Annotated in this window: 1 protein-coding gene; it reads left to right on the forward strand. The window is 35.2% G+C overall.

Going from position 1 to position 724, the window contains the following annotated elements; all coding sequences use genetic code 11:
- Positions 1-114: 114 nt before the first annotated feature.
- Positions 115-534 (forward strand): NUDIX hydrolase, encoded by a 420-nt coding sequence (locus UC75_RS16510; protein WP_049838259.1) that lies wholly within the window; start codon positions 115-117, stop codon positions 532-534.
- Positions 535-724 lie beyond the last annotated feature (190 nt).

Consider the following 724-nt stretch of genomic DNA (forward strand, 5'->3'; position numbering starts at 1 on the left):
ACGTACAAAGAAGTTAATTGCTTTATGTAAACTTAGGATTTACATCAACAATAACGTATTAGAACTCTAACTAAGCTCTATAATATGTAATTAAATTTAAAGAAGAAAATGATCATGACTTTAATAGAAAAAGTGGTTCCTGTGGTATTTAGGAAAATTAATAATAACTTGGAGATTTTAGTATTTAGACATCCCTTAGCAGGAATTCAAATCGTTAAAGGTACTGTGGAGCATCAAGAACAGTTAGAACATGCCGCTTTGCGTGAGCTTTATGAAGAATCTGGAATAAAGAGTGCTCAAATTCATTCATACCTAGGTAAACATATTCCTTCAGAGGCGGGGCCTGATTGGCATGTTTTTGTGTGTAGTACACATGAGGCTTTAAAAGATAAATGGTCACATTTTTGTGAAGATGATAATGGATTAACTTTCGATTTTTTCTGGCATCCTTTCTTAAGTTCTACAACAGAAGAATGGCATCCTCTTTTTAAAGAATTATTTGAATTTATTAAATCTAAATATCAGCTCAACTGACCAAATAACTTTAGGCCTCTGTGCTGCAACAGACTTTAATCTTTTGCGCTGATTTAAAGTAATAAAACATTGCAACACAGAGATAGAGGAGCTAAGCCAAACGCTTAGCCCAGACTACTTTTGGCACATCGCTGCACGGTGCTAAAGAAGGTAGGGGCAAAGTCCTGTGGGAGAACAGGACTTTGCAAAC

The sequence above is a fragment of the Acinetobacter sp. V2 genome (assembly GCF_001188385.1).
GTDB classification, from domain to species: Bacteria; Pseudomonadota; Gammaproteobacteria; order Pseudomonadales; family Moraxellaceae; genus Acinetobacter; species Acinetobacter oleivorans.

Excerpts from the sequence above, each read along its gene's own strand:
- UC75_RS16510 (WP_049838259.1), top strand. The coding sequence starts at position 115 with ATGACTTTAATAGAAAAAGTGGTTCCTGTGGTATTTAGGAAAATTAAT.